19 protein-coding genes are annotated in these 23,100 nt (G+C 63.4%); 16 read left to right on the top strand and 3 right to left on the bottom strand.

Annotated features, from left to right (window positions below; translation table 11 throughout):
• Positions 1 to 6 precede the first annotated feature (6 nt).
• From HS101_18715 to HS101_18650, 14 genes are all read left to right on the top strand, one after another.
• Positions 7 to 405: a HEAT repeat domain-containing protein gene (locus tag HS101_18715; GenBank protein MBE7508297.1), complete on the top strand. Its 399-nt coding sequence runs from the start codon at positions 7 to 9 to the stop codon at positions 403 to 405.
• 11 nt (positions 406 to 416) lie between these two features.
• Positions 417 to 917 carry an ATP-binding protein gene (locus HS101_18710; protein ID MBE7508296.1) on the top strand — a complete coding sequence of 167 codons (501 nt, stop codon included), beginning with the start codon at positions 417 to 419 and terminating at the stop codon, positions 915 to 917.
• 2 nt (positions 918 to 919) lie between these two features.
• Positions 920 to 1,270 carry an STAS domain-containing protein gene (locus HS101_18705; protein ID MBE7508295.1) on the top strand — a complete coding sequence of 117 codons (351 nt, stop codon included), beginning with the start codon at positions 920 to 922 and terminating at the stop codon, positions 1,268 to 1,270.
• Positions 1,271 to 1,323: 53 nt separating this feature from the next.
• Positions 1,324 to 2,187 carry an ABC transporter permease gene (locus HS101_18700; protein MBE7508294.1) on the top strand — a complete coding sequence of 288 codons (864 nt, stop codon included), beginning with the start codon at positions 1,324 to 1,326 and terminating at the stop codon, positions 2,185 to 2,187.
• Positions 2,188 to 2,196: 9 nt separating this feature from the next.
• Positions 2,197 to 4,167: a selenocysteine-specific translation elongation factor gene (gene selB, locus HS101_18695; protein MBE7508293.1), complete on the top strand. Its 1,971-nt coding sequence runs from the start codon at positions 2,197 to 2,199 to the stop codon at positions 4,165 to 4,167.
• Positions 4,164 to 5,573 (top strand): L-seryl-tRNA(Sec) selenium transferase, encoded by a 1,410-nt coding sequence (locus HS101_18690; GenBank protein ID MBE7508292.1) that lies wholly within the window; start codon positions 4,164 to 4,166, stop codon positions 5,571 to 5,573. Before selB ends, HS101_18690 begins: the two co-directional genes overlap by 4 nt.
• Before the next feature lie 62 nt (positions 5,574 to 5,635).
• On the top strand, positions 5,636 to 6,835 hold the full coding sequence (locus tag HS101_18685) for a cofactor-independent phosphoglycerate mutase (protein ID MBE7508291.1): 1,200 nt from the start codon (positions 5,636 to 5,638) through the stop codon (positions 6,833 to 6,835).
• Positions 6,836 to 6,947: 112 nt separating this feature from the next.
• A complete protein-coding gene (gene pyk / locus HS101_18680) occupies positions 6,948 to 8,396 on the top strand; it encodes a pyruvate kinase (GenBank protein ID MBE7508290.1) in 1,449 nt (482 codons plus the stop codon).
• 153 nt (positions 8,397 to 8,549) lie between these two features.
• Entirely contained in the window at positions 8,550 to 9,776 is a 1,227-nt protein-coding gene (locus tag HS101_18675) for a glycosyltransferase family 4 protein (protein ID MBE7508289.1), read from the top strand.
• Positions 9,773 to 10,648: an ABC transporter permease gene (locus HS101_18670; GenBank protein ID MBE7508288.1), complete on the top strand. Its 876-nt coding sequence runs from the start codon at positions 9,773 to 9,775 to the stop codon at positions 10,646 to 10,648. The genes HS101_18675 and HS101_18670 overlap by 4 nt, the downstream gene beginning before the upstream one ends.
• A 113-nt stretch (positions 10,649 to 10,761) precedes the next feature.
• Positions 10,762 to 11,826 (top strand): redox-regulated ATPase YchF, encoded by a 1,065-nt coding sequence (gene ychF, locus HS101_18665; protein MBE7508287.1) that lies wholly within the window; start codon positions 10,762 to 10,764, stop codon positions 11,824 to 11,826.
• Between the two features lie 183 nt (positions 11,827 to 12,009).
• Positions 12,010 to 13,377, top strand: a complete 1,368-nt coding sequence (locus HS101_18660; protein ID MBE7508286.1) for an ATPase — start codon at positions 12,010 to 12,012, stop codon at positions 13,375 to 13,377.
• An 11-nt stretch (positions 13,378 to 13,388) separates the two neighbouring features.
• Complete coding sequence (locus HS101_18655) at positions 13,389 to 14,045, top strand: TrkA family potassium uptake protein (protein MBE7508285.1); 657 nt, start codon at positions 13,389 to 13,391, stop codon at positions 14,043 to 14,045.
• A 29-nt stretch (positions 14,046 to 14,074) separates the two neighbouring features.
• The gene (locus HS101_18650; protein MBE7508284.1) at positions 14,075 to 14,626 is read left to right on the top strand and encodes an inorganic diphosphatase; all 552 of its coding nucleotides are present in this window, start codon (positions 14,075 to 14,077) and stop codon (positions 14,624 to 14,626) included.
• Positions 14,627 to 15,048: 422 nt separating this feature from the next.
• Here the strand turns inward: HS101_18650 and HS101_18645 are convergent, their stop codons facing one another.
• The gene (locus tag HS101_18645) at positions 15,049 to 16,605 is read right to left on the bottom strand and encodes a TrkH family potassium uptake protein (GenBank protein ID MBE7508283.1); all 1,557 of its coding nucleotides are present in this window, start codon (positions 16,603 to 16,605) and stop codon (positions 15,049 to 15,051) included.
• A gap of 4 nt (positions 16,606 to 16,609) precedes the next feature.
• On the bottom strand, positions 16,610 to 17,959 hold the full coding sequence (trkA, locus tag HS101_18640) for a Trk system potassium transporter TrkA (protein MBE7508282.1): 1,350 nt from the start codon (positions 17,957 to 17,959) through the stop codon (positions 16,610 to 16,612).
• 161 nt (positions 17,960 to 18,120) lie between these two features.
• Between trkA and HS101_18635 the strand changes: the two genes are divergently transcribed.
• Together HS101_18635 and ndk are read left to right on the top strand one after the other, a co-directional pair.
• Positions 18,121 to 19,215 carry a tetratricopeptide repeat protein gene (locus HS101_18635; protein ID MBE7508281.1) on the top strand — a complete coding sequence of 365 codons (1,095 nt, stop codon included), beginning with the start codon at positions 18,121 to 18,123 and terminating at the stop codon, positions 19,213 to 19,215.
• Between the two features lie 159 nt (positions 19,216 to 19,374).
• Positions 19,375 to 19,845: a nucleoside-diphosphate kinase gene (gene ndk, locus HS101_18630; GenBank protein MBE7508280.1), complete on the top strand. Its 471-nt coding sequence runs from the start codon at positions 19,375 to 19,377 to the stop codon at positions 19,843 to 19,845.
• On the opposite strand, the gene HS101_18625 is transcribed toward ndk, so the two are convergent.
• Positions 19,846 to 23,013 carry a fused MFS/spermidine synthase gene (locus HS101_18625; protein ID MBE7508279.1) on the bottom strand — a complete coding sequence of 1,056 codons (3,168 nt, stop codon included), beginning with the start codon at positions 23,011 to 23,013 and terminating at the stop codon, positions 19,846 to 19,848.
• Between the last annotated feature and the right edge of the window lie 87 nt (positions 23,014 to 23,100).

The following is a 23,100-nucleotide window of genomic DNA, read 5'->3' as shown; positions in this document are numbered from 1 at the left end:
AACTTCATGCGGTGCATGGGTGCTCATTCCACTGGCTTCCTGGTCGCGTTGTCGCTGGCGGGCGGATGTACGTCGATCGGCCCATACCGGGCCCAGATTTCCTCCGAAGAGCCTGCCGAGCGAATACTCGCTGTTCGGGCCGCGGCTGAGGCGAAGGATTGGAGATCGGTCCCGTTGATTGTCGATCGTCTTGAGGATGAAGACGACGCGGTACGTTTTTTCTCCATCCTTGCACTCGAACGAATCACCGGCGAGCGATTTGGATATGATTATGCCCGGTCCGCAAGAGAACGCGCGGCCAGCGTGTCCCGTTGGCGATCGTATGTGAAGGGTGGAGATTACCAGACGGCGGCGGCCGCTGCCGAGCTGGAGGACGGCGAGCCATCCGGCGGTCCCGGGGCGTGACAGGAGTCCGGATGACCCGAGCTGTTCCCATCGAACTGAACATCACCAGCAGTGCCAAGTGCCTGCCCGTCGTGCGCGGCGCCGTGGAGAAGATGGCCAACGTGGAAGGCTTCGGCGAGATGGACTCGCACGCACTGACTCTTGCGATCGATGAGGCACTGGCCAATGTCATCGAACACGGCTACGAGGGGAAGGACGATCAGCCGATCTCCATCACCCTTCTGCCGGTCAAGTCCCCGGACGGCCGCCCTGGCATTTCGGTGACCGTCCGCGACAAAGGTCGCCAGGTCTCTCCCGAAAAGATCAAGGGTCGACCGCTCGACGAAGTGCGGCCCGGCGGGCTGGGTGTGCACATTATCAAGTCCGTCATGGATGAAGTGCAGTACAGTTGTCCGCCGGACGGCGGAATGCTCCTGAGCATGGTCAAGTACGTCGGCGGCGATACGAGTGCCGCGTTTGGAGGCGAGCCCAAGGAGGGGCAGGCCGGGGGCCTGGCGCAAAAGGGCGAGTAACGATGGCAACGAATACAAATAATCTGGTCAAGGAAATTAGAAAGGCGCCCGAGGCGACGATCGTGTCGCTGGAGGGCGATGTGGACCTGCACCACTCGCCCGCGCTGCACGCCGCATTGGTCGAAGTGGCCGGTGAGAGGCCCAAGCGCCTCGTCCTCGACATGACCGGCGTCCCGTACATCGATTCCTCCGGCGTGGGCACCTTTGTCGAGGTCTTTCGTCGCGTCACCGCCTACAAGGGCAAGATGATCTTCTTCGGGCTGAACGATCGCGTTCGCAGCGTCTTTGAAATCACCAAGCTCGACAAGTTTTTCGTGATCTGTCAGAACGAGGATCAGGCCACGCAGGCCTGAGACATTCGGCATGCGCCGCTGTTTGCCGCGTGCTTGCCTGAACCAGATTTCTCATGAGTGAGGCACCCACAAAACAAAACGGCAGTGAAGGCGCGATGGTCCGCGCCGTCGAATCCGTCGGCCGCGGCGTCATCGGTCAGGCCCGGTCCTGGTCCGGCTTCCTTGAGTTCATTGGCGGCCTGTGCTATCTGCTTGTCGATACCGGCAAGTGCATCTACCGGGCGACGATCAAGCGCGAAGTCAGGCTCGGCGCCCCCAATCTTTTCGCCCAGATGGTGCGCGTCGGTCTGCGCAGCATCCCGATCGTCGCCCTGGTTCAGATCTTCATCGGGATCATCCTCGCCCTGCAGATGGCCCCGACCATGATCCGCTACGGCCAACTCGAACAAATCGCCACCATCGTCGCCATCGCCATGGCCCGTGAACTGGGTCCGCTGCTCTCCGGCATCGTTCTCTCCGGCTTCGCCGGCGCAAGCATCGCCGCCGAATTGGGCACCATGGTCGAGGGTGAAGAGATCAAGGCGCTTCGCGCATCAGCGCTGGATCCAATTCGCTTCCTGGTCATGCCGCGATTCCTCGCCACCGTCATCATGCTCGCTGTGCTGACTGTCATCGCCGACATCGTCGGCGTCCTCGGCGGCATGATCACCGGCACCCTCATTCTCGGCATCGACGCCGACCGCTACCTCGCCGTCACCCAGACCGCCGTTACCGCCACCGACTATCTCACCGGCATCGGCAAGGCCCCGCTCTTCGGCCTGTTGATCTCCATGATCGCCTGCTACGAGGGGCTCAACGTCACCGGCGGCGCCGAAGGCGTCGGCCGCGCCACGACCAACACCGTCGTCAAGTGCATCGTCGCCCTGATCACCGCCGACGTCATTCTCACCAGCATCTTTTATGCATTCGGCATCTAAGGTCGGCGCATGAACGCAGCGCATGCCCATCGTCGCTGGTGCATCCTCGGCACCGCGGGCCACATCGATCACGGCAAGTCCGCCCTGGTGAAGGCCCTCACCGGCACAGACCCCGACCGCCTCCCCGAAGAACAGCAGCGCGGCATGACCATCGAGTTGGGCTTTGCCCGATTGCAGCTTCCCGCAGCCGATGGTGAAAGCCTGGAGGTCAGCATCGTCGACGTCCCCGGCCACGAGCGATTTGTACGCACCATGGTCGCCGGCGCAACCGGCATCGACATCGGCATGCTCGTCGTGGCGGCCGACGACGGCGTCATGCCCCAGACCCTTGAGCACATCGACATCCTCAACTTTCTCGGCGTCCGTCACGGCCTCATCGTCATCAGCAAGCAGGACCTCGTCGGCGAAGAACGCCTGGCGATCGTTCGTCAGCAGCTCGGCGAGGTCGTGGAAAACACCGGCCTCGCGAAGTGGCAGACCTTGGCCTGCTCGGCGCGCACTGGTCAGGGTCTGGACGCCCTGCGCGACGCCATCGCGCATCTCGTCCGATCGCTCCCACTGCGCGATACCGGAGACGTCTTTCGTATAGCCATCGACCGCGTCTTTGCCGTCAAAGGCCGCGGCACCGTTGTCACCGGCTCCGTCCTCGCCGGCAGCGCCGCTCCCGGAGCTTCCATGGAACTCCATCCCGGCCCAGTCGCCTGCAAAGTGCGCGAGGTTCAATCGCACGGCGCGGCGGCCGATGTCGCGATGGTCGGCCGGCGCGCGGCCCTGAATCTCACCGGTGTGGATCGAGAAGCGATTGATCGCGGCATGGAGCTGGCGTCGCCCGGCTATCTCACGGCCACGCGCTACCTCGATGCGCAGGTGATGCCCGTTTTGCGCGCGCGCATGCCCGGCGCGGCAGGTTCGCTCGTCTGGGACGGCATCAAGTCGCATCGACGCGTTCGACTATGCATGGGCACCCGGGAAACCATGTGCGTCCTGGTCGTGATCGGCGCCGCGGAGATCGCCCCCGGCCAGTTGGCGTTCGCGCAATTGCGCTGCAGCGAGCCGGTCGTCGCGGAGTACGGCCAGCGATTCATCATCCGTGATGAAACGGCGACGCATACCCTCGGTGGGGGGCAGGTTGTCCGGCCGGTGTCGCGCCGTTTGCGCCCGATGGATCCGCAGGAACTGACGGCGATCAACCGCGCCATGTCGGACACGGTCGATACGCGCGTCGATGCCTGCCTGCAATCCGCCGGGTTTGAATCCGTGTCCCCGCTGGCCCTTGCCGCAAGAGCCGGCGCCGCGACCGATGCCATCGCCGGCATCCTCGACCAGCTTCGCAAAAGCGGCCGCCTCATCGAGCTGGTCGCCGGTCGCACCGTCCACATCGCCGCCGTAAGCGCCCTGGCCGATCGGGCACTGGCTTACCTGCGCCGTCAACACGCCACCAACCCGCTCGAACCGGGCCTGCTGCGCGATCGATACATCGGCTGGCTCGATAAGCGCAGCGCCGCCGGCATCGGTCGAGTCATGTGCGCCCGGCTGGAGTCATCGGGTGACATAGTCGTTCGCGGGCCCTACGTGGCCCATCGAGAATTCCGCCCGGCCCTGTCGCCGGAGGACGCCGCGCTGGTGGAGCGACTGGTCGCGGAAATCTCGGCGGCGAAGTTCGATCCCCCGGCCTGGATCGCCCTAAAAACCGTGGCGTTGCTCTCGAAGCAGCGGGCCAAAGTGATGGAGGACATCGCCCGGACCGAGCCGCGACTCGTCTCCTTCGCCCCGGGCCAGTACATATCCCAGGAGGCCCTGAGTGCATTCAAGAAAACGGTCCACGAATTAGGCCGCCAGGGACCGTTCAAGCTGGCGGACGTTCGCGACCGTCTGAAACTGTCTCGCCGGGCGGTTCAACCGCTCCTTGAATATCTGGATAAGATTCAGTTCACGCGCCGGGTCGGCGACGAACGAATCTTGATTGAGAAATCGGCGTGAGCGAACACAACCCATCCGATCTTTCGAGCATCCCCTCCATGACGGCACTGCTGTCGGCGGTACAGTCCGACGCGCAGTTATCGTCGCTTCCTCGGGCAGTCATTTCCAATGCCCTGCGCGCCGTTGTCGACAACCTGCGCGATCAGCTTCGTAAGAATGAGCCGCTCGCCAGTGGAGCCCTGACCGTCGCCGCCATCCTTGCGCTGGCAGCCGCGCAGATTGCCGCCCAGCGAGCCCGGCGACTCACCCGCGTCATCAATGCGACCGGCGTCATTCTGCACACCGGCCTGGGTCGCAGCGTCCTCTCGGAAGCCGCCGTGCAGCGGCTCACCCAGGTTGCGTCGGGCTATTGCAGTCTGGAGATCGACCTGGCCACCGGCGAGCGCGGCCAGCGCGGCCGATATGCCGAGGCCCTCTTGTGCCAGTTGACCGGCGCCGAGTCGGCCATGATCGTCAATAACAACGCCGCCGCGACAATGCTCGCCCTGCGCGGACTTGCCGCGGGCAAGGAAGTCATCGTCTCACGGGGCCAGCTCATCGAGATCGGCGGTTCGTATCGACTGCCCGACGTCATGTCCGCCGGCGGTTCGATCCTCAAGGAGGTCGGCACAACCAATAAGACGCACCTCTCCGACTATGAGGAAGCCATCTCCGACCGCACGGCCATGATCATGCACGTGCATACGAGCAACTATCGCGTCGTCGGGTTCGCCGAGTCGCCCGGCATTGCTGAGCTCACGCAATTGGCCCACGACAACAATCTGATCATGTTCGACGACCTCGGCAGCGGGGCGTTGCTCGACGACGAGATGTGGGCGAGAGAGCATGAGCCCACCGTCGCGGCGAGTCTCAAGGCGGGGGCTGACTTCGTCTCCTTCTCCGGCGACAAGCTGCTCGGTGGTCCGCAGGCAGGCATCCTTTTGGGGAACAAGGCGACCATCGACCGGCTGCGGCGCGATCCGATGGCCCGCGCCCTTCGCGTCGATAAGCTGACCCTCGCCGCGCTCGAAGCGACTCTCGAAATCTATTTGTCGCCGGATCGTCCGAAAGCGGAGATACCAACCCTCGCCGCCCTGTCCGAGTCTCTCGAATCCGTCACCTTGCGTGCCGAGCGCCTCGCGAAAGTCCTTTCAGACGCCGCGCCATCGGAGAGTTTCACCGTCGAGCGCCTGGAGAGCTTTGCCGGCGGCGGATCGCTGCCCGCCCGGCCGATCCCCACCGCCGTCGTCCGCTGGCAGCCCTCGTCCGCGCATCGCGCCGAGACGATTGTCAGCCGTATGCGCACCGGCAACCCTGCCGTGCTCGCGAGAATCAAGGACGCCGCCGTTCTTTTCGATGCTCGCTCGCTCGCTGGTCACGAGTTGGAGCTCCTGCGTGACGCGTTTTGCGCCGCGTTGGCGTGTTAAACTCGGCGATGCCTTTCCCCGCCACTGGCAAAATCTGACCGACGTTTCTAGACTCTCCTCCGATGAGCATGAAATACGTCATGATTCTGCCCGACGGCGCCGCGGACGAGCCGATCCCCTCGCTCGGTGGAAAGACGATCTTCGAGGCCGCGAAGATTCCCAACATCGACGCCATCGCCGAGATGGGCCGCGTCGGAACCGTCTGCACCGTGCCAAAGGGGTTCGTGCCCGGCTCCGACGTCGCCACCATGTCGCTCTTCGGCTACGACCCGCGAAACCACTACACCGGACGGGCTCCCATCGAAGCCGTCGCCCGCAACATCCCGCTACACCCGGAGGACGTCGTCTTCCGCTGCAACTTCGTGAACATCGACAACGGCCTGATGGCCGATTTCACCGCCGGACACATCCGCACAAGTGAAGCCGAGGCCGTGTTGAAAGAGTTGAACGCGGAATTCTCCGGCGACGGGATCGTCTTTCACACCGGTGTTTCCTATCGCAACCTGATGATCCTCCGCGACGCGGAAACCCTGGAAGCCGCCTGCATGCCGCCGCACGACATCCCCGGCGAGGCCGTCGCCGACTACCTGCCCAAGGGCAGGGGCGGCAAACGCATTCGCGAGATCATGGACAAGGCCCGGCCAATCGTCACCGCTCACGACGTCAATCACGTCCGCACCGACCTCGGCGAAATGCCCGCCACCGACATCTGGCTCTGGGGACAGGGCGTCGCGCCGATTCTCAAGCGTTTTCGCCAGCGATTCGGCGTCGGCGGGGCGGTCATCGCGGCCGTCGATCTCATTCGCGGTCTCGGCAAGCTCCTCGGTTGGACGGTGATCGACGTGCCCGGCGCGACGGGTTATCTCGACACCGACTACGCAGCCAAAGGTCGTGCCGCCGTTGCGGCCCTCGACCAGTATGATTTTGTCGCCGTCCATGTCGAGGCCACCGACGAAGCCGGCCACATGGGCGATGCCGCCGCCAAACTGGAAGCGCTGGAAAAAATTGACAGCCTCGTCGTCGAGCCGGTCCTCGAAAAGCTCCGCACCTTCGACGAATGGCGGATTCTCGTCGCCCCGGACCACCCGACCCCCGTCGGAAAGAAGACCCACACGGCCGCGCCGCCGCCGTTCTGCATGGCCGGAACCGGCATTCCGAGCGGCCCGGCGATCGTGGATCAGTTTTGCGAGCGGACCGCGAAAGGAAGCGGGCTTCACATCGAGGCCGGGCACGAACTGATGGAGTATTTCCTTCGCAAGTAACGGGCGTCCGGGGAGCCTCGCACCCCTTGCGGCCTGGTGGCCGCGCCCGCGGAAGACTTGCGAGATAGGGCGCGCCCGCCGATGATGCGCGCCGGCATCGGTGCAGGCATCCATGATAAGAACAAAAATCATCGCGACGATCGGCCCCGCTACAGAGTCGGTGCAGATACTCGGCGACCTGCTCGACGCCGGCGTCGACGTCTTTCGTCTGAATTTTTCTCACGGCACGATCCAGCAGCACGAGATCACCTACAATCGAATCCGGTCCATCTGCCGCCAGCGCGGCGTGGCGGCCGCGGTGATGGCGGATTTGTGCGGGCCCAAGATTCGCGTCGATCCCGTTGAAGATGACGCCTTTGAAATCCAAAAGGACGACGAGATCGACATCGTCGGCGGTCACATCGTCGGCAACGCTTCCCGCATCTCGACCAATCGACCGGAACTCGTCCGCGAAGTCGCCGTCGGACATCGCGTTTTGATCGACGACGGGCTCGTCCGCCTCCGCGTGATTTCCGCGTCGGCGGACCGGCTCAGGTGCGTCTGCGAAGTGGGGGGCATGATCAGCACGCGCAAAGGCGTGAACCTGCCCGATAGCGATTTGGAAATGTCCGCGCTGACTCAGAAGGATCACGAGGACCTCGCCTGGGCGGTCGAGCACGGCGCGGACTACATCGCCATGTCGTTCGTGCGTCGCGCCGCCGACCTGCGCGAGCTGCGCGACTTGTTGCCGCTCTCCGAGGATCGCTGTCGCATCGTGGCCAAGGTCGAGACGCCGCTCGCGATTAAGCATATCGACGAGATCATCGAGTCGGCCGATGTCGTGCTCGTCGCCCGGGGCGACCTCGGCGTCGAGCTGGACCTCGCCCGCGTGCCGCTCTTGCAAAAGCAGATCACCCGAAAGTGCCGCCTCGCCGGTCGTCCGGTGATCATCGCCACCCAAATGCTCCAATCCATGGTGGAACGCCCGACGGCCACCCGTGCCGAGGTCAGCGACGTTGCCAACGCCATTCTCGATGCAGCCGATGCGGTCATGCTCAGCGCCGAGACGTCGATCGGGTCATATCCAATCGAATCGGTCAAGATGATGGTTCGCATCGCCGAGCAGACGGAGGACTTTCTCGATCGCTCCGGAGCCGCCTCGGCCGAGGTCAACTCGCTGGTCCCCCGCGTTCCGACGGCTGTTGCGCATGGCGCCAATCTCCTCGCCCGCGAGCTCGATGCGAAGCTCGTCGCGGTCTGGACCCAGACCGGCAACACCGCGCGGCTCCTCTCCAAGTGCCGGCTCCCCTCCGTCGTCATCGGGCTCTCACCCGACGAGCACGTTTGCCGGCGCATGGCGATGTACTACGGCATTAAGCCCGTTCAGATGACCCGCGATGAAGACGTGCTCGCCATGCTCGGAGAGGTCGACGCCGCGCTCCTCTCGCGCGGCCTCGCTGTCAGCGGCGACATGATCGTCGTGGTCGCCGGGACCCGCCTCCACCAGGTCGGCTCCACCAACGCCATCTTCATTCATCTGGTCGGAAACACCCCGACCGGAACGCCGGAGATCACCGGCTGACCGGCCGATAATCAGGTTCGCTCCGTCTCAATTACCACATCCCGTGACGCTTTGAACCGGCGGCCCTCGATCGGCCGATAACTACTGGAGTTGTCGACACTTATTTTTCGATTCGAGCCACCACAAGCGGTGGGGGAGTTTCGCCGATCAGGCATGCCGACCTGTCTCTCATCATCAATAGAGCGCCCGGCCATCGCGGAGCGTCACGAGCGCGGCACGGTCGCGCCCTCGCGGTCATGCGCCGACTCCCGGCGCGTGACCGTCTGTCATCCCGTATGGCGGCTGGAGCGGGGCGGGTTGGAGAAGCAACTGCTCGCCGCGGTCGCCGGCCTTTCCAGGGCGCGATTTCATCACGTCATCGTGACAGGCGATGAGATGGGCGAACTGGACGCGCTCATTCCCGATGGCGCGACGACGGTTCGCCGTTTGAGCGCCGCGAATTCGAACGATCTGTCGTCGCTCCTGGCCGATGTCCTCGCGACACATCGCGTCGACGTCCTGCACGTCCGCGGCTTCTCCATGCTCCTCGATGCATTGAAGGCGGTCGAACTCGTCGGCAACGTCCGACTGGCCATGAGCTTCCACGGCTTCGAGACCTACCCGCCGCGCATGGGCCGGCTCCGGCGTCGAGTGTATTCGGGGGCGCTGCAGCGCTGCGATGCCTGCTGGGCCGTCAGCCGCGCCGCCGCCGACATGATCTGCGACCTGCTCGATTTGAATCGCTCCCGATTCGACGTGGTAACTAACGGCGTCGACCTCGACCGATTCGTTCCCTGCGACGATCCGCAGCGCGCCAAGCTCTCCCTGGGCCTGCTGACCGATCGGCCTGTCATCCTTTGCGTCGGAAATCTCAAGCCCATCAAGGGCCATGATATGTTGCTCGCGTCCGTCGAACGGCTCGCCGCGCTCGGGCGAGCGTTTTCCCTCGTCTGCGTCGGCCGCGACTTTTGCGACGGAGCGCTGCATCGCCGCGCCGCCGCTATCTCGGGACAAGTTCAGATCTCCTTCGTCGGTCCTCGGGACAACGTCTTCCCCTGGCTATCCGCCGCCGACATTTACGTCCAGCCTTCCACCTGGGAGGGAATGTCGAACTCGCTGCTCGAGGCGATGGCCTGCGGCCTGCCCATCGTCGCGACATCAGCCGGCGGCACAACGGATGTTCTCGAACACGGCGTCACCGGCCTGCTCGCGCCCCCGGCAGATGCGGACTCGCTCGCCGATGCGCTCGATCTGCTCATCGCCGACCCGAAGCTGCGCGCTCGCCTCGGCCGCACTGCCCGCGAACGCGCCTGCACAGACTTTTCCCTGTCCGCCTCGCACGCGCGCCTCGCCGCGCAGTACGAGCGACTCGCCATTCGGAGAGGATTCACCCCGCAATGACGTCGATGGCCACCATCATGACCGCCCAGGGCGCCACGGGACACGAGCATTCAACCTCGCGCCTCGTCGTCCTGTGGCGATATCGCGAGTTGATGTGGATGCTCGCCTGGCGCGACATCCGCGTCCGCTACAAGCATTCAATCCTCGGCGCCGCGTGGGCCGTCATTCCGCCGCTGATGATGATGCTCGTCTTCACCTTCGTCTTCGGCTCCGTCACCGACATCGACCAGCAGAAACTCACCGGCCACCCGAACGTCCCTTACGCCCTGTTCGCCTTCAGCGGACTCGTCCCGTGGATGTTCCTCTCCAACAGCCTGAGCAGCGCCACGATCTCGCTCGTCGCCAATCGGCAGCTCGTGACCAAAATCTACTTCCCGCGCGAGGTGTTTCCCCTCTCCTGCCTGATCAGCTCCTTCATCGACTTCCTGGTGTCGTCGGCCCTGCTGGTCGTCCTCGGGATCGGCTTTCATTTTCAGCATCAGGGCTGGAGCTACGAGCTTCACCCCTCGATCCTCTTCCTGCCCGTCGTCGTCGGCGTGCAGATCCTTTTCATGGCCGGCATGGCGATGATCCTGTCGATGGCGAATCTCTTCTATCGCGACGTAAACTTTCTCTTCCGCGCCGTCGTTCAGCTCTGGATGTTCGTCACCTGCGTTGTCTACCAGCTCGATTCCGCGACCGGCTGGAAGCGCGCCCTCATCCACTTGAACCCCATGACCCCGATCATTCGAGCCTACCGCGATTGCCTCCTCTTCGGCCGCTGGCCCGGCGACTGGGCCTTCTGGAATGCGGCGGTGGTCTCCCTCCTGCTCTTCGTGGTCGGCTGGCACTGGTTCAGACGCCGGGAACACGAATTCGCCGAGTACATCTGACGCGCTTCGTCCGCTTCAAGGCCGCCGGCCCTTCGTCGCTCGACTTCCTCCGCGCCCAGAATTACACTCTCCCTCCTCACTGTGTAAATCACTCACCGGGAATCAAACGACTCATGAAATTCGCCATCATCGGCCCGCCCCAGTCGGGCAAGTCCACCTTGTTCTCCGCGATCACCGGCCAGCCCCTGGACGCGGCCCACGCAAGGCTCGAGCAGATCGCCACGGTCAGCGTGCCCGATCCGAGGCTCGACTACCTCGCCGAAATCTACAAGCCCAAGAAGTACACCCCGGCGCACCTCGAGTTCGTCGACATCCCCGGCGTCTCTCTGGCCGGCAGCGACGGCCCGCAGGAGTTTCGCAAGACGATGAATTCAGTCCGTCGCTGCGACGGCATCGTCATGGTCGTTCGCGGATTCGCGTCCGACAGCGTCGTGACCTACCGCGATCGCATCGATCCAAAGGCGGACGTGGAGGAGCTCCACGCCGAATTGATCTTCGCCGACCTCGAACAGGTCATGAATCGAATCGAGAAACTTGAAAAGTCCACCCAGAAGCCGACCAAGACCCGCGACGCCGAGCTCCGCGAACTGGCCATGATGCAGCGCGTCAAGGATGCCCTGGAGAAAGAACACCCCGTCTCCGGCGCCATCCAAAACGACGAAGAGCGCGGCATCGCCGGCAGCTTCGGCTTTCTCACCCTCAAGCCGGTCATCGTCGTCGTCAACGTCGGAGAAGATGCCATTAGCAAGCCGCCGCCTTTCACCCACGACCACTCGGCCGCCACGATTGCCCTCGCGGCCGAGATCGAGGCCGAGATCTCCCAATTGGAAGAGGCCGACCGTCCCACCTTTCTTGCCGACCTCGGCCTCACCGAGCCCGCCAGAATGAGGCTCATCCGTACCTGCTACGAAGCCGTCGGTCTGGTCTCCTTTCTGACTTGCGGTGAAGACGAAGTTCGCGCCTGGACCATTTTCAAGGACACCGAGGCCGTCGAGGCCGCCGGCAAGATTCACAGCGACATCCAGCGGGGCTTCATTCGTGCCGAGACCGTCGCCTTCGACGATCTCAAGGCCGCCGGCGACATGCGCGGCGCAAAGTCCGCCAACAAGGTCCGCCTCGAGCCCAAGCACTACATCGTAAAAGACGGCGACATCATCAATTTCCGATTTAATGTATAAGGGGCCGCGTATCCGCGGAGTTGTCCCTTGCGGCCGTTTCCACGGGACTGGCGTGGGACTGTTCCTGCCTGTATATATCCCCGCTTCGATCGCCGACCCTCGTAAAGCGAAGCGGCGCAGGTTGTGTGGCGGCCTTTGGGCCCGCATGATCCCGCGCTGTCCGACGACCAGGCACTTGAACTAATGGCGCGGAAGTACCGACCGGAATCTCTCTTCTTTGAACGCCCGGAAAGCGTCCTGGTCGGCTCGTTCATCTTCCTCATCATCATCGGCGCCATCCTGCTCACGCTGCCCATCTCCGCGGGCGACGAAGACATCGACATCATGGAGGGGCTCTTCACCTCGACCTCGGCGGTCTGCGTCACTGGGCTGACCGTGGTTGATACGGGAAAGGCTTACTCGCGATTTGGTCAGGTCGTCATTTTGATACTCATCCAGCTTGGCGGCCTCGGCATCATGACCTTCGCCGCCCTCGCCTCGCAGTTCCTCGGTCGCCGCATGTCATTTCGTTCACAGGCCCTCATCGCGGATACCTTCTGGCAGGGCGACGCCGCATCCTCCGTGCGCCGCGACCTGAAGCGGATCATCGCCCTCACCTTCGTGATCGAAACGATCGGCATGTTGCTGATCTACGCCCAGTTGAGATTCGAGCACAAACCGGAGCCCGCCCTCTTCTCGGCGGCCTTTCACTCCATCTCCGCCTTCTGCAACGCCGGCTTCTCCATCTACTCTGACAACCTGATGCCCTTTAAGCAGCACCCGTGGATCCTCTGCGTCGTTATTTGCCTCATTGTCTGCGGCGGCCTGGGCCACACGGTATTGCTGGAGTCCCTGCGCCGCCTTCGTTGCCAAATCACCGGCGAAAGAACTGATTCCGTGAATTGGACCCTCCACTCCAGAGTCGTCCTGACCACCAGCGCGATTCTGATTCTCGGCGGAGCCGTGAGCCTCTTTTGTGTCGGTCTCGGCGACCGGTCGGATTCGGTGTTCCAGCGCATGCTCACCGCCGTCTTTCAGTCCGTCACCGCGCGCACCGCCGGATTCAACAGCATCGACATCGCAAGGGTTCCGGTCGCCGCCCTGCTGTTTCTGATACTCCTGATGTTCGTGGGCGGCTCGCCGGCTTCCTGCGCAGGCGGCATCAAGACGACCTCCGCCGCGGTTTATCTCGCCGAAGTGCGCGCCAGACTCAGGGGAAGCAAGGAAGTGGTGCTGTTCGGGCGTCGCGTTTCCAATGAGGTCACCGCGAAAGTCACGCTGGTCATCGGCCTGTCCGTTCTCTGGAATCTGATCGGGTGCATGTATCTGTCCCTTTCCGAGGCCGGTACGCCGGGCGTCCGTTTCGAGGAACTGGTTTTCGAGCAGATATCCGCCTTCGCCACCGTCGGCCTCTCCGCCGGAATCACCGCGAAGTTGTCGATGGCCGGAAAAGCGTGGATCATACTCACGATGTTCATCGGTCGCGTCGGTCCGCTGACTGCCGCATTGGCGCTTCTGCCGCGTGATCCCGGCGCGATTCGCTATCCCGAAGAACGCATCATGATCGGATAGGAAGATTCAATATGCGACAAGTCGCCGTCATCGGATTGGGTCAGTTCGGCACGAATCTTGCCCGGGTGCTCACCGAGTTGCACTGCGAAGTCCTCGCCATCGACAGCAACGAGGCGCGCGTGGCCGAGCTGCGCGACGACGTGCATCGCGTGCTCATCGGCGATGCCCGGGAGATGGAAGTTCTGCAATCCGTCGTCTCCTCCTCCATCGATGAGGCCGTCGTCAGTCTCGGCGAAAGCATGGAGGCCAGCATCCTCTGCACCCTGCACCTCAGCCAGATCGGCGTCAAACGCATCCGCACCAAGGCGGTCAACGAGGACCACGCCCTCATTCTCAAGGCCGTCGGCGCCCACGATCTGATTTTCCCCGAAAAGGAAACCGCCGAGCGAACGGCGCGCCGCATCGCCTATCCGACCCTGCTGGATTACTTCCCATTCGCCGAAGACTACCGAATTATGGAATTGAAAATGCCCCCGAAGTTGGTCGGCGTCACGCTCGGTCATTCCAATATCAGGTCGAGTTACAATCTGCTGCTCCTCGCGACAAAATCCGCCTCGACGGGGCAGTTTCGTTTCATGCCCGGGGCGGACGATGTCCTCACCGAAGACGACATCCTCATCGTTCTCGGCCAGGAAGTGGACTTGGCTCGCTTCTCGGTCATGGATTGATAACAGCCGGCGCCACGGGTGAACTCAATATGAATCATCGGGACTATTCTGACGTTTCTCCGGGAACAAACATCCCCGCGGTGGTCAATGCGATCATCGAGATTCCGAAGGGGCGAAGAAGCAAGTTTGAATTGGACAAGAAGACCGGCCTGTTCCGGCTCGATCGCTACCTGTATTCCTCCAGCCACTATCCGGGGGACTACGGCTTCATCCCGCAGACGCTCGCGGAGGACGGCGATGCACTGGATGTCCTGGTCATGGTCAATGAAGCCACATTCACCGGCTGCCTGATCGAGGCCCGCGTCATCGGGCTTTTCAAGATGAAAGACAAGGGGGCCAACGACTACAAAGTGTTTGCGGTGCCCAACACCGATCCTCTGTTCGCGGAGTATCGCGACCTGACCGCCGTGCCGCCGCACTTCTTAAAGGAAATCGAGCACTTCTTCGCCACCTACAAGCAACTCGAAGGCACCCACACTCAGACCGAAGGATGGGGCACCGCCTCCGAAGCCATTGCCGAAGTGCAGGCGTCCGTCGACCGATGCGCCGAATCCAGAAAGCCGAAGGTCCACCGAATCTAAGTCGGCGCGCAAACTTCAAAAGAAATCTTGCGTTTGTGTGTGAGTCGCCGCCCAATAAAGCATGTGTCGTCCACCCCAACAGGAGCGTCAGATTTACATCTCGAACATAATGACAGATCGCATTCCGAAGGCGTTGTCGGATCGCGTCGCGAACGAAGTGTCGGTTCACATCCCGAAGGTAGGCGGATCGCCTCTCGAATGAAGCGCCGGATCATCTCCCGAATGTAACGCCGGATCGAAGCCCCGAAGGGGGCGACAGATCGTAGCCACGGGCGCGAGCCCGTGGAGAACGTGCAACGAGAATTCTAAGCCCCGAATGGGGCGGCAGAGCGTTACTCGACGAAAAAAACTCACATGGACTTAATCTGACAAACCAAAAAATTCTGCTCCCATCTGTGTCGATCAAGACCCGGCGCCTGCAATCAATCCGACTTCCAGAAGCTCGGCGTGAACAGAACGATGATCGCGAAAATCTCCAGTCGCCCAAACGCCATCAGCACACACAAGACCGCCTTGCTCCACTCCGACATCCACCCATAATTTTCGATCGCGCCCACCTTCGCCAGGCCCGGGCCGATCGTGAACAACGTCGCCGCGCTCGCCGTCGCCGCCGTCGTAAAATCGCAGGGGCTGTTCGGCCGGAGCTGTTCGAGCAGCATCACCGCTCCCGCGCCAGCCGTGAAAATCAGAATGCACCCGAGAAAATAGCACACCGTCCCGAGCTTCAGCTCCGGGTCCATCGTCGCCTTCCCCAGCCGCACCGGACGGATCACATCCGGGCGGTAAATCTTCTCGATCTCGGAAATCAGCACCTTGAACGCGATCCAAACGCGAACGACCTTGATCCCGCCGGCCGTCGAGCCGCTACAGCCTCCGATGAACATGAGCAGCACCAGCATCCCCTGCGCGAGAAACGGCCAACCGTTGTAATTGCTCGTGCAAAAACCGGTCGTCGTCTGGACGGAGACCGTCGTCACCACACCCTGCCGGGCGGCCTCAATCGCGGTGGCTTCGAGAACCGTCCCGTCCGTAAGCTCGATGGGCTGACGATCGAAGTAAACGACCGATGACACGATGCCCGCGGATACGGCGAGAACCAGAAGATAAAGGCGGAGCTCAGGATCTCGAAGCACGCTCCGCCAGTCGCCGTGGGTGATCCGGTAGTAAAGCCCGAAATTCGCGCCCGCCAGAATCATGAAAAACACCACGATCACATCCACCATCGGCTGATCGTGAAACGCCCCTATGCTGGCGTTCCGCGTGCTGAATCCACCCGTCGCCAGGGTCGCGAATGTATGACAGATCGATTCGTAAAGGCTCATGAACGGCAGCAGCGCCAGCACCTGCACCGCCGTCAATCCCAGATAGATGTACCAAAGGCTCTTCGCCGTCTCGCGGATCTTCGGAACAAGACCCTCCGGCGCCGGGCCGGGCGCCTCAATCATGAACATGCGCTTCCCGCCCACCCCCAGCCCGGGCAGCACGGCCACGAACAAAACCACGATGCCCAGCCCGCCCAGCCAGTGCGTGATCGCCCGCCAGACTAATAGCGAACGCGGCATGGACTCGATGTCGCTCAGCACCGTCGCGCCGGTCGTCGTCAGGCCGCTCATCGCCTCGAAGTAGCAACTGACGAAATGCTGGAAAACGTGGCGATTCACCCCGGTGGCCTTCCACTTCGCCCAGAGGTAATAAGGCATGCCCGCAAGTGCCGCGCCGACGACCCACGTGCCCGCCACCAGCAGCATCGCCTCTTTCCGAGAGAGAAACTTCGAGCCGCCGCGATTGAGCAGCCAGGTCGGCACGCCGATCAGCAGCCCGCCCAGCCCTGTAATCGACAGCGCCTGATGCGCAAAGGCGTCGAGCGTCGAACCCCGAATCAGCGCCATCAGGTAAACACCCGCGGCGACCAGAATCATGATCCCGCTGACGAGAACCATGACGACGCCGCCGTATTGCATGATGATTCGGTGATTCATGAATTCAGGTCTTCACGAAGATGTCTTCCAGGACGCCCTGATCCGATTCCTTGCCCACTGCCAGAAGCACGTCACCCGCCTCGATCTGGTTCGTCGCCCCCGGCACGAACACCCGGTCGCCTCGGCGAATGGCCCCGACCACCCACGCCGGTGCAAGCGGCAATTCCTGAAGATTTTTCTCGCAGCCCTCCGCGCCCGCCGCCACCGTAACCAGCACCGTCGACAGCCCCGTCACCAGCGTGGCCAACTGACGGATGGGACTCTTGTCGATCTGCGCGGCGATCTCCTTCGCCGCCGAAATGCCCGGGCTGTAAGATCGATCCACGCCGATGTGATACAAAAGGTCCAGGTATCTCGGCCGCTGCACCACGGCGATCGCCTCCTTGACGCCGCCCGCCTTGGCGAGCACGGCCCCGACAATGTTGTCCTCGTCGTCGTCGTGCAGCGCCACAAATGCGTCGGCCATGCCGATCCGCTCTTCGGCGAACACGCTCTTGTCCGTCGGATCGGCGTTCAGAACCGTCACCCCCTCAAGCTTCTCCGCAAGTTCCTCCGCCCGCGCGCGATTCGCCTCAAAGACCCGTATCGACCACGCCCGGCTCTTCAGCGCCTTGCAAAGCCACACCGCCATCGCCGAGCCGCCCATCAGCACCGCCGACTTGCGGCCCGGCTTCTCCACCCGGAATAGCTTGCGCGCATCCTCAAACACATCGTTGTCGCCGATGAGCACGACTCGATCGCCGCGAAGAATGTCCGTGTCCGCAGCCGGGACAATGAAGTCGGTCCCGCGCGATACGCCCAAAAGCCGCGTGCCCGGCGGCATCGCGATGGATGACAAGGTGCAGTCGATCGCCGGCGCCGTGTCCGCCACCGGGAATTCGTGCATCTCGATGCGCCCGCCGGTGAACTCCTCGATCTCCAGCGCGGCCGGACTCCGCAGCGACCGCGCGATCGCCTTGGCCGTCGAATACTCCGGACAAATCAGCTTGTTAATGCCGAAATGCGTTTCATAGCGCAGCTCGGCGTGACCGATGAAGGCGCTGTGATGCACCCGGGCGATCGAAGCCTTCGCCCCCAGGGCCCGGCCGATGGAGGCGGAGACGATGTTCACCTCGTCGGAGCTGGTCGCCGCGACGATAAGGTCGGATTCACGGACCCCCGCCTCGCGAAGCACGTCGACGTTGGTGCCGTTCCCTTCCAGGGTGCGTACGTCAAGTGTGTCCGTCACCGTCTGCAGCTTGACGTCATCCACATCGACGATCGTGACGTCATGGCCCGAACCGGTGAGCACTTCCGCGGTATGGCTGCCCACCTGCCCCGCGCCGATGATCAGAATATTCATCGATTTCTTCATCCGCTGCGATCCATCCTCGGATCGTACCGAAGTTCGCGACATCGGACAATTTACCTTTGTCGACGCACCAGCGCCCGTCACCCCCGCGCGCCGTTCCATCCAAACCTTGGCGCGGCGATACCGAATTGACACAAGCCTGTGTCGGTCGCACGATGGTCGGCATGTCGCCCCGATCGTTCATTCCCATCAGCCTCGGCATCTTCGTCGTCTTCGTCGGCGGCGCATGGCTCTATCTCTCCGCGACCGAGAAATCCACGTTGCGCCCATCTCCGGTGGGGCGGCTCGACGTCCTCGACGATCCCGGTTTCGTGCACCTGGCCGAGAGAACATCGCCCGCCAAACGCGAGTTGCGCCTGCAAGCTCCTCCTTCTGATGCCCGCTCCCATACGCAAAATCGAACGACGAATCTGAAGCCCCGCCCTCGTGGTCCCGCCCTCGGTCAGATCATCGATCAGGTCGCCCGCCGGTTGGACGAGGCATCCGTCGAACTGCGCCACGATGCGGACGCCTCTTTCGTCAGCCTTTATTCAAAAGGCGCGCTCGCCGCCCGCGAAGGAAATTTCAACACCGCCCTTGAACACTTCGATAACGCCCTCAAAAGGAATCCCGCCGGCCATGCCGCCCTCGCCGCCAAGGCTGATGTCCTCGTCGCCCAGGGCAGATTCCTCGAGGCCCGCGACGCCTACGAACAGGTCTTAAAGGCGAACGACAAAGACCCCGAAGTGCGCTACAACTACGCCGTCGTCCTCTATCGCCTCTCCGATTTTCAGGAGTCCGCTCATCAGCTTCGCCAGGTGATCCGCCGCGATCCCGGCCACGCCAACGCCCATTACAATCTCGCCAGCCTCGCCCAACGCGAGGGCCGCATCGACGAGGCCCGCGCATCCTGGGAAGCCTTCACCCGCCTTCGCCCCAATGTCGCCAGCGCCTGGTTCAATCTCGGCGTCACCTATGTAGACTTCGATTTGCCGCTCGAGGCCGCCTACGCATTTGAGGCCGTCACCACCATCACGCCCGACGACGCCGACGCATTCCTCAATCTCGGAATCGCACGCGCCGTCGCCGGAGATTACCGCGCCGCCCTTGACGCCCTTCGCATCGCCAACGAGCTCTCTCCCTGTGACGAATCGCTGCTGCGTTATCTCGCCACCCTCCACGACATCCTCGCCGATCAGGGCTCGCCCGACGCACCGCGCCACCGGCAGATCGCCGCCACGCTCCAGGAGCAGGTTGATAGCCAGGCCCCAGCGCCTTAAACTCTGCGACTCATCCGTCTCCCTCAGATTGTCTTTGCGGGAATGGGCCTTTGCGGCTCCGATCGACGGGTCTCGATTGATGACGATTTCGGCGCCCCGTGCGCCCGATGATGGAATAAAGATCAAACGGTAAAACAAACCCACCCAAGGACGTGCAACATGGAAAAGACGCTGATCATTCTCAAGCCCGACACCCTCCAGCGCGGTCTCACCGGCCGCATCATCACCCGCTTCGAGGAGAAGGGCTTTCAAATCCTCGCCATGAAGATGATGCAGGTGCCCCGCGAACTCGCCGAGAAGCACTACGCCGTCCACAAGGAGAAGCCCTTCTACCCCCGGCTCGTCAGCTACATCACCAGCAGCCCGGTCCTCGTCATGGTCCTCCAGGCCGTCAATGCCATCGCCGTGTCACGCAAAATGATGGGCGCCACCTTCGGCTCCAAGGCCGAGCCCGGCACCATCCGCGGCGACTTCGGCCTCTCCAACAGCTTCAACCTCATCCACGGCAGCGACTCCCCCGAGGCGGCGGCCTTCGAAATGGGCCTCTACTTCAAGTCCGACGAGCTGCTCCGCTTCGACCGCGCCGGCGAAAAGTGGATCTACGACATGTCCGCCGCCGATCCCGAGTAGCTATTTCCCGTAAAACTTCGGCAGGCTCGGCGTCATCCCCGGAATCAGCGAAATCGCCGCCACGGTGCGGCGTCCCGCCTCGCTGGCGCGCACGTGCGGGGCAAGTCCGTCGAGTTTCTTCTGGATCCTCTTGGCCAGCGCTGTCCCCGCGCTGTTCTTGCGAAGCATCTGTGCCGCTTCGTGCAGCGCCCCCAGCGCCCCGAGTTCCTCGCCCGCCCCCAGCGACGCATCCGCTCGCGTCAGAAAGTCATCCGCGCTCCCGAAACGCGGAATGAACGCGTCCAGAATGCCCATCGCCTCGCGGCAAAGCGCCGGCTCCCCCGATTGAATCCGCCACCGCGCCCGCAGTCGCTGAGCATCGACGTACCAGTCCTCGGTCGGCCCCGCAAGGGCCAGCCGCTCGTCCAGCGCCCGCAGCGCCTGCCACGATCCGCCGGACCCCGCCTGCCACCCGTCGATCACCGCCCGCGCAGGATCGCCGAGACGCTCGGCCAGCGCCGTCTCCGCCGGGTGCCGTCGCAGCAGCTCCGCCGATCGCGCACGCAGCTTTCCAAAAACCGCCGGCGCGAAATCCGGCCTCTCGCGCAAAACCGTCTCAAACTGCGCGATCGACTCCGCCGTCTTCCCCTCCCAGTCGCGCACATGACCCAGACACAGCGCCCGCAGCGCCGGGTCTTTCACCGACTCCGCCACGCGCAGCGCCCGCGGCGAGTTCGTCCGCGTCATCAGCTTCCGCACCAGATAAGCCGCATCGAATCGCCCCTCGGGGTTCGTCGCCGGGTCCGACGCCGCCAGCGCCGCATCGGTGATCTGCCAGCTCGATCGCGGCTCGCTCTCCAGTCTCCGCGATTGCAATTGAAGCAGATTGAAGTCGTCGGTTACGAGCATCGCCCCGTCCGCAAACAGCCGTGCGGCATCCGCATCCAGTTCCAACGCCGCCAGCACGTCCTCGGCGCAAACAATGCCCGCCGCCGCAAAGCCCCCCGGCCGCCCCGCAATCGCCGCCGAAGCGCTCTCCCACGCCCGCAAAGGCCCGGACGACGCCAGGAAAAGCACCGCCCCGGGATAGGGGGCATACATCTCCACCTGCGCAAACACATCGCTCAGCGTCGCAACCAGGCTCCGCAGAAGCGGCTCATCGACAAACGCAAGCGACATCCACTGCAGAAACACGCCCTCCGCCCCCAATCGGTCCCGCACCATCGACATGAACTCGCGCGTGTACAGGTGCGACGCGCCCGCCGTCCACGGGTGTGACGGTTGCGACACGATGATGTCATACTGACTCTCCGAAAGCAGCAGGGCGTTTCGGGCATCGTTGGTCATCAGTCGAACGCGCGGATCCGCCAGCGGGTCAATCGCCCGTTGATCCGAGACAAAGCGATTCGCGGCAATCACCTCCGGCTCCAACTCAACCACGTCGATGCGCTCGATCGAACTCGGCACCGACTCGACCGCCACCCCGCCGCCCAGCCCCACGAACATCATCGTCCTGGCGTTCGGCCGCGCCAGCACCGGCAGCGCATTTTGCCACTGCTGAATCAGCACCCGTCCCAGCGGCACGCCCCTGCGCCGAATGTTCGCCTCCGGCAGTCCACTCGTGCGCAGGTCCCACCCGAGGCCGTCATCAACCAGCAGCACCGTCGTACTGCGCCCGACGCCGTAGTAGCTCACCTCGCCCCCGGCGGCGTCGCGGCCCAGCGCCGAGTTGCGCAGCACATCCCACGGCTCATCGGGGCGCACAAAAACAAGCAGCGCGACGCCCGCCGCGCACACCGCCAGGCTCCGCCTGCCCACCGGCTTCATCAGCAGGGCGACTATCGCCATGAGGCCCAGATTCACCGCGACTGTCGCCACAATCGTCCCGCCGAAGTGAAGCATGGGCAGCAGCAGAAATCCGCTCGCGATCGATCCCAGAATCGCCCCGATGGTGTTCCACGCATAAACCCGCGCGCTCGACGGCCCGGCGTCACCGGCCTCGCGCGCCAGGATGCGAACCGCCAGCGGAAATGTCGCCCCAATGAAAAACGCCCCCGGCAGAAGGATCATCGCGCAGATCGCCGCGTTCGCTGCCAGCCCCGCATGGACACCCGCCCCCGTCGTCCTCGCAAGGTCAGGTAACTGCGCCAACAGCGCGTAGCTAAGAAGCGAGGCCGTCGCAATGCAGAACTGCACGATGCCGAAGGCAATCATGCTCCCGCGGCGCGATCGCGCCAGCCGCGACCCCGCGGCCGACCCCAGCGCGATCCCCGTCAGAAAACTCGCCAGCATCGTAGCAAAGGCGAACACGCTCGCCCCCAGCACATGCCCGAGCAGCCGCGTCCACAACACCTCATATGAAAACGACGCAGCGCCCGACACCAGCATGATCGGCAGGATGAGCTTGGCCCGCGGCAGCTCACTATCGCTGATAGCGCCCGGTTTGACCTTCACCGGTGATGGACGCTGCATCGTCGCCCCGGTGGATTGCCTCGCCATCCACGCCGCAACAAGAAACACAAGCAGATTCGCCGCCACGCCGACCCAGATCGTGCGCGCAAGGCCCATCGAAGGCAGCAGCATGAACGCCGCCACCAGCGTGCCCGCCACCGCCCCTAGCGTGTTCACCGCATACAGCAGTCCCACGCGCGGACCGATCTGCCGTTCGTCCGTCACCGCATAGCGCGCCAAAAGCGGCAGCGTCGCCCCCATCATCGCCGTCGGCACAAGCAGAATGACAAACGAGCAGACGAGGTAAAACCCCGCAGTCACCAGCCCGCCCGTTTCAATCGAATCGGCAGCGCCCCCGAATATCGAAACATACAGCCGAGTCGAAGCGCCGATCGCATAAGGAAGCCCGATCGCCGAAACAGCGATGCCCAGTTCGAGTAGCCCGTAAGTGAGTATCGGTCGCGTGATTCGGTCGATGTAGCGCCCCGCCAGCGCCGCCCCGAGCGCAAGACCGCCGAAGTACCCCGCCAGGACCGTGACGACCGCCAGCTCCGACGTGCCGAACACCAGCGCGAACTGCCGCGTCCACGCCGTCTCGTAAAGTAGGCCCGCAAAACCCGATAGAAAGAAACACCCCAGCACGGCGAGGAACCGCTGGTCCCAGACCGTTGCTCGCGCAGCGGATGCAGCGTTCGCCCCCGCGCGCACTCGGCGCGCCGGCAATGCCTCAGAACCCATGCTCGCCTCGGAGGCCTTCCACAGCCTCCATTTTCGTCGCCGGGCACTTGCGCGGTCGGCGCAGTGTCGGCTTGAGGTGTCACTCCG

The organism is Planctomycetia bacterium (assembly GCA_015075745.1).
Taxonomy (GTDB): Bacteria; Planctomycetota; Phycisphaerae; order UBA1845; family UTPLA1; genus UTPLA1.
The sequence above is the reverse complement of the archived record's forward strand: the minus strand, read 5'-3'. Positions and strand labels throughout refer to the sequence as shown.

Coding starts and splice junctions, on each gene's coding strand:
- HS101_18715 (MBE7508297.1), top strand. CDS start 7: ATGCGGTGCATGGGTGCTCATTCCACTGGCTTCCTGGTCGCGTTGTCG.
- HS101_18710 (MBE7508296.1), top strand. CDS start 417: ATGACCCGAGCTGTTCCCATCGAACTGAACATCACCAGCAGTGCCAAG.
- HS101_18705 (MBE7508295.1), top strand. CDS start 920: ATGGCAACGAATACAAATAATCTGGTCAAGGAAATTAGAAAGGCGCCC.
- HS101_18700 (MBE7508294.1), top strand. CDS start 1,324: ATGAGTGAGGCACCCACAAAACAAAACGGCAGTGAAGGCGCGATGGTC.
- selB (MBE7508293.1), top strand. CDS start 2,197: ATGAACGCAGCGCATGCCCATCGTCGCTGGTGCATCCTCGGCACCGCG.
- HS101_18685 (MBE7508291.1), top strand. CDS start 5,636: ATGAGCATGAAATACGTCATGATTCTGCCCGACGGCGCCGCGGACGAG.
- pyk (MBE7508290.1), top strand. CDS start 6,948: ATGATAAGAACAAAAATCATCGCGACGATCGGCCCCGCTACAGAGTCG.
- HS101_18675 (MBE7508289.1), top strand. CDS start 8,550: ATGCCGACCTGTCTCTCATCATCAATAGAGCGCCCGGCCATCGCGGAG.
- HS101_18670 (MBE7508288.1), top strand. CDS start 9,773: ATGACGTCGATGGCCACCATCATGACCGCCCAGGGCGCCACGGGACAC.
- ychF (MBE7508287.1), top strand. CDS start 10,762: ATGAAATTCGCCATCATCGGCCCGCCCCAGTCGGGCAAGTCCACCTTG.
- HS101_18660 (MBE7508286.1), top strand. CDS start 12,010: ATGGCGCGGAAGTACCGACCGGAATCTCTCTTCTTTGAACGCCCGGAA.
- HS101_18655 (MBE7508285.1), top strand. CDS start 13,389: ATGCGACAAGTCGCCGTCATCGGATTGGGTCAGTTCGGCACGAATCTT.
- HS101_18650 (MBE7508284.1), top strand. CDS start 14,075: ATGAATCATCGGGACTATTCTGACGTTTCTCCGGGAACAAACATCCCC.
- HS101_18645 (MBE7508283.1), bottom strand. CDS start 16,605: ATGAATCACCGAATCATCATGCAATACGGCGGCGTCGTCATGGTTCTC.
- trkA (MBE7508282.1), bottom strand. CDS start 17,959: ATGAAGAAATCGATGAATATTCTGATCATCGGCGCGGGGCAGGTGGGC.
- HS101_18635 (MBE7508281.1), top strand. CDS start 18,121: ATGTCGCCCCGATCGTTCATTCCCATCAGCCTCGGCATCTTCGTCGTC.
- ndk (MBE7508280.1), top strand. CDS start 19,375: ATGGAAAAGACGCTGATCATTCTCAAGCCCGACACCCTCCAGCGCGGT.
- HS101_18625 (MBE7508279.1), bottom strand. CDS start 23,013: ATGGGTTCTGAGGCATTGCCGGCGCGCCGAGTGCGCGCGGGGGCGAAC.